The 5626-nt window shown below is 63.7% G+C and carries 3 protein-coding genes; all 3 read right to left on the bottom strand.

Annotation, left to right across the window (positions count from 1 at the left end; genetic code table 11):
- On the bottom strand, positions 1-875 hold an 875-nt coding region (locus tag H7U37_RS14270; RefSeq protein ID WP_204876747.1), incomplete at its 3' end, for a glycoside hydrolase family 2 protein.
- A gap of 145 nt (positions 876-1020) precedes the next feature.
- Positions 1021-5409 carry a beta-galactosidase, LacZ type gene (lacZ, locus tag H7U37_RS14265; RefSeq protein WP_204876738.1) on the bottom strand — a complete coding sequence of 1463 codons (4389 nt, stop codon included), beginning with the start codon at positions 5407-5409 and terminating at the stop codon, positions 1021-1023.
- Positions 5410-5423: 14 nt separating this feature from the next.
- Positions 5424-5626: S-layer homology domain-containing protein (locus tag H7U37_RS14260; protein ID WP_204876735.1), on the bottom strand; the 203-nt coding region annotated here is incomplete at its 5' end.

Below are 5626 nucleotides of genomic sequence, written 5' to 3'. Positions count from 1 at the left end.
GTGTAGAGCTCGGGGGTGTTGGTGGACCAGAGCCGGGGCTGTGCCACGGTCAGGTCCTGGGAGAAGGAATACTTTGCGCCGCTGGCCACCGTCTGGGTGTCCTCCGCCGCGGCCACCACCGAGGAGCCGTCGGCGTCGATGATCTCGGTGCGGAGGGTGAGTTCGGCGTCGCTGCCGCTGCTGTTTTCCACCTCCGTCTTGGCGTTGACGGTGGCGCTCTCCTTGGAGACGGCGGGGGAGGTGAGGAACACGCCGCCGCCGGCCACGGTGCCGGACGAAATGGGATCGGTGATGTGGACCAGATCGGTGACGGTCAGATACACGTCACGGTAAAGGCCGCCGAAGTATTGGAAATCGGGGTTGACCTTGCCGGGGGCAAAGGCGGCGTTGGGCCGGGTATCCAGCCGGACCGCCAACACGTTTTCCCCATGAAAATCCACCTTGTCGGAAATATCAAAGGCGAACTGAGTGTAGCCGCCCTGATGGACCCCCAGCTCCTCCCCGTTGAGCCATACCGTGGCCTCCTGCATGGCGCCCTCAAAGGTGAGGAGGAGCTCCTGCCCCTCCATGGACGGGTCCATGGTGAAGTGCCGCCGGTACCAGAAGATGCCCAGATCTTCCTGGTAATAGGTTTCCGGCGTGTACTGGATGGTGCTGTGGGGGGTGTTAACGTACAGCCATTGGCTGTCGTCCAGGGCAGGGTCCTGGGCGTCGGGCCAGTCGCCGGGGTAGAATCGCCAGTCGTTGTTGAAGCTGAGGACGGTCCGGCCGTCGCTCTCCGCAGCGGAGGCGGCCGGTCCGGCCAGCGTGAGGAGGCTCACCGCCATGGCCATGGCCAGGAAAAGGGACAGGGCGCGGCGAAGCTTGGATCGCATAACAATGTCTCCTTTCATCATGTGTGTGGACGGAACCAAAAGACGATGGGACATCCCCTCCTTTCTAAACGCGAAAATGGGACACCGGGGAGCCGCACAGCCTGTACGGCTCCCCGGCGCAGTGTGTCACAGGTGGAGAATGGAATTATTCGGCCAGACGCTTGATGGCTATGAGGTCAAAGGCGTCCACGTCGCCGCTGCCGTCGGCGTCGGCGGCCAGCAGGGTGAGGCCGTCCAGGGTCTGCTTGCCCACGATGGTGTCGCGGATCATCTGGAGGTCGGAGTTATCCAGCCGGCCGTCGGGCACCAGGTCGCCCAGCAAGGAGAGGCTCAGGCGGTCGGTCTCGGTGCCGTCCACCCGGAGGATGACCACATAGCCGGTGACCATGGGGGTGTCGTCCCCCTCCAGGGAACCGCCGGTGGACTCCATAAACTCCAGGGCGCCGTTTTCCACGGGGACAAAGAGGTCGGCGATGTCCTTGAGGGTAACGCCCACCGGCACGCCGGACAGGACCTTGCCCACGCCCTCCACGTCGGAGAGGACGCCGGCGGCGCCGTCGGCCAGCTCCAGGGTGGGGTTGACCACCGGGGGCTCGCCCTCGGCGATCTTCAGCTTGGCGTCGGCCCACACGGTATGGCCGTGGCCGTTGGAGCCGGAGGGCGTGGCGATGAGGGTGAGGGTGTCCACGCCGGTGACATCCACATCCACCAGATAGCCGGTGCCGTAGGTGGTGATGCTGGGGGAGGTGTAGAGCACTTCACCGTCGCCCAGCACCTGGAAGGTGATGGCGGAGCTGGGGTTCTTGCCTTCCACCAGGTCGATGCCCACGTAAGCCTGGAACCGCTCGGCGTTGAGACCGCTCAGGTCGTAGACCACGTTGGAGGCGCAGTGGGCGGTAATGCCCTTTTCAAAGGTCTGGGTGACGCCGTCCACCTTGAGGGAGATCTTGCTACCCTTGAGGTTGGTGTCGTTGGTGACGTTGGTGGCGCCAGCGGGATAACCCACCTGGACCGATTCGGGCACCAGATTGGAAATATAGACATAGGGGCTGTACAGGAACTCCACGGTATAGGTGCGGCTGTATCCATTGGCGGCGGTGGCGGTGATGGTAGCCACGCCGGGCACGCCCTCGGCCTGCTGGATGTCCACCGTCACGCCGTCGCTGGCAGTGGTGACGGCCACCACGGGCGGCTGTTCGGCGGGCAGCTTGCGGAGGCTGTAATACATCACATCGGGGTTGAAATCCTCCAGCGCCTGGCCGTCCACGGTGATGCCGGTGATGAGGTCGATGCTCTCGTCGGTGAGGTCGGTCTTGGAGAGGGCCATGCAGTCATCTGCGGCGCTGATGGGCAGGATGCGGTAGGTGTAGGAATAGGTCTCGTCGGTGGGCAGGGTGTACTGGGGCAGCGTGGCGGGGCCGCAGCTGCCGCTGCCCAGGCCCATCTGGTGGTAGTCGATGGTCACCACGGTGTTGTCGGTGCCCTGGAGCTGATAGGGGTGTTTGGCCTGGTCCAGGTCCTCCTGGGTGTTGTGGAGGGCGCTCATCTCCAGCACCATGTCGCCGGCGTCGAAGAGGAGGCCGTCGCCGTTTTCATTGGTCAGGGCCATCCAGCGCACGTCGGTCTTGTTGCCCGTCTCCTGGGGGTACTGGAAGTCGGTGAACTGCTCGCTGACGGTGCTCTCATAGACGCCCACGTCAGAGCCGGCCTTCCGGTCCCAGTAGCTGTCGGAGGGGCCGCGGCCGTACCAGGTTATGTACTCAAAGCCGGGAGTCATCTGGAGGCGCATGCCCACCCGCAGGAGGGGATTGAGGCTGCTGTCCGGATTGAGGGTGCTGTTGACCACCACGCTGCCGTCGCCGTAGACGATATAGGTGGCGGTATAGGTGCTGTTGCCCTTGGTGCCCAGCTGCATCCCAACGGTAACGTAGACCAGTTTTTCCAGCGGGGTGACGGAGAAGCTGGTGACCGAAGCGCCGGTGACGGCGCTCTCCCACTGGGTATCATGGGAGGTCTTGTCGTCGTTGTCGGTGGAGGCCCGCCAGAAGTTGGGCTCCAGGGGCTCGGCCAGATACTCCACGCCGTCCACCTGGTAGGAGCTGAGCTTGCCGGTGGTCTTGTCGAAGGTGATGGAGAAGCCGTCGCCGTCGATGGTAAGGGCGGTCTCGCCGTCGTCCACCTGGGTAAAGTCCGCCATGGCGGAGGTGTCCACCTTGGGGAGGGTTCCGCCGGCGGTGTCCAGGGCCAGCTGCTCGGTGGCCACCACGTAGTGCTCCTCGTCGGCCCAGACAGGCTGGGTCTTGGTGGCAAAGCTGATGTTCAGGAAGCACTCCTCACCAACCGCCAGAGTGGGGGCGGCGTAGCCTTCCAGCTGGATGTCGGCGCTCTCCTGGGGGGCCACGTCGGCGGTCTGGCTGCCGGAGGCCACGGTGACGCCGTCGGTGACCAGCGCCCAGTTGAGGGTGTACTCGTTGGCGTTGGTGTCCACGTTCTCATTGAGGACGGTGATGACGCCGTTCTCCAGGTCTTTGGCGGAGATCTGGAAGTTCTGGTAGACCTTTTTCACCTCGGCCATTTCGGGCTGGGGGGTGCGGTCGGGGGAGACGATGCCGTTGACGCAGAAGTTATTCTTGCCGGATACGATCTCCCAGTCGCCGTCGTAGCCCCAGAAGGTCTCCGAGGGATTGCCGGGGATGGGGGTATCGATGGCCTGGTCGGCCCAGTCCCAGATGAAGCCGCCCTGGAGGTTGGGATAGCTGCGGATGACCTCCCAGTAGTCGTTGAGGCTGCCGGCGCTGTTGCCCATGGCGTGGTCATACTCGCACATGATGTAGGGGCTGTTGGTGCTGCGGCCGGCCTTTTCCACGGCGCTGATCTCGGGGTACATGTTGGACTCCACGTCCACCAGCTCGTTGGCGTTCCAGCCCTGGTAGTGGATGAGGCGGGTGGAATCGGTGTCGAAGTACTCCAGCATGGCCTGGATGGAGGCGCCGGTGCCGGTCTCGTTGCCGGGAGACCACATGATGACGCAGGGGTAGTTCTTGTCCCGCTCCACCATGCTGACGGCCCGGTCCTCACAGGCCACCACATAGCCGGGGATGTCGCCCGGCACGCTGTACTGGCTGCGGCCGTTGTGGGACTCCACGTTGGCCTCGTCCATGATGTAGATGCCGTACTTGTCGCACAGCTCATAGAAATAGGGGTCGCTGGGATAGTGAGAGGTACGGACGGCGTTGATGTTGTTCTGCTTCATGAGCTTGATTTCCTGCTCCATGACCTCTTTGGAGATATGCCGTCCGGTGGTGGGGTACATCTCGCCCCGGTTGACGCCCTTGAGGTAAAGGGGTTCGCCGTTGAGGATCATCTGGGCGTTGGTGGTGCCGTCGTTGATGATGCTGATCTCACGGAAGCCCACGTTGACGCCGGTATACTCCACGGCGGTTCCGTCCTTTTTCAGGGTGAGCACCAGGCGGTAGAGATTGGGGTGCTCGGCGCTCCACTTGAGGGGATTTTCATAGGGGGCGGTGAGATTGACGGTGGCGATGCCGTCGGAGAAGGAGCTAACCTGGGCGGTCATGGCGCTGCCCACCGGCTGGTTGTCGGCGTCATAGAGCTGGCCCTCCACGGTGAGGCCGTCGGTGCTTTCCGCACCCAGGTCGCGCAGCTCCACCTCCACATTCAGGTCGGCGTTGACATAATTTTCATCCAGGTCGGTGACCACGGTAAAGTCCCGGATCTCCACGGAAGCCTTGGAGGTGAGATAGACGTCCCGGAAGATACCGGCCAGGCGGATACCGTCCTGGTTTTCGATGTAGCTGCCGTCGCTCCACCGGAAAACCTCCACGGTGGCCACGTTCTGCGCGCCGGGGGCGAAGTCCAGAGCGTCGGTGATGTTGAACTCGTGGCGGGTGGCGAAGTCCTCGGCGTAGCCGATGTACTGGCCGTTGACATAGAGGTACATGGCGGTTTCCACGCCCTCAAAGCTGATGAACACATCCCGGCCGTCCCAGGCGGACAGGTCGCCCAGGTCCTTGCGGTAGGTGCCCACGGGGTTATACTTGGTGGGGGCGGTGCCCACCTGGGATTGCTTGCCGTCGGCGGTGTACTGCCAGGGGTAGTCCTGGTTGGCGTAGATGGGCTGGTCGTACTTGAAGTTGCCGTCCTCATCCTTGACCACCTGCCAGCTCAGGGGCACGGTGATGGTGTCCCAGGCGTTGTCGTCGTAGTCCGCGTCGGCGAAGGCGTCGTCCTTCAGGCCGATGCGGTCGGCGGGCTTTTCGGCCCAGGAGAAGCGCCAGTCGTCGCCGTTGAGGAGCTGATAATAGCTGGAGGCCTCCGGGTCTCCGGCCAGGGCCTTTTCGGCGGTGTCGAAGGGATAGGCGGTGGCCCGGGCGGGCTCCCGGTTGACTTCCACGATTTCGGGATGGCCGTTCCACTCACTGTTGTCCGCCGAAGCGGCCAGAGCGCTCATGGAAAGGGTGGAGAGGAGCATGGCACAAGTCAGCCCTCCGGCCAGAATACGTTTTGCGTTCATCGTGTCTCCTCCTTTCACAGGTTGACAAAGCGGTAGAGCATCTGGGCGACTTCGGCGCGGGTGGCATTGCCCAGGGGGTCCAGGATGCCGTTGCCCTTGCCGGAGAGGATGCCGTTGGCCACGGCCCAGCGGACGCCGGCATCGGCCCAGTCGGAGACCTGATCGGCGTCGGAGAAGATCAGGCCGGCATCATCCACGGCGGGGCTGCCGGCATAGC

Source organism: Pseudoflavonifractor phocaeensis (genome assembly GCF_016901735.1).
In the GTDB taxonomy this organism is placed as follows: Bacteria; Bacillota; Clostridia; order Oscillospirales; family Oscillospiraceae; genus Pseudoflavonifractor_A.
The sequence above is the reverse complement of the archived record's forward strand: the minus strand, read 5'-3'. Positions and strand labels throughout refer to the sequence as shown.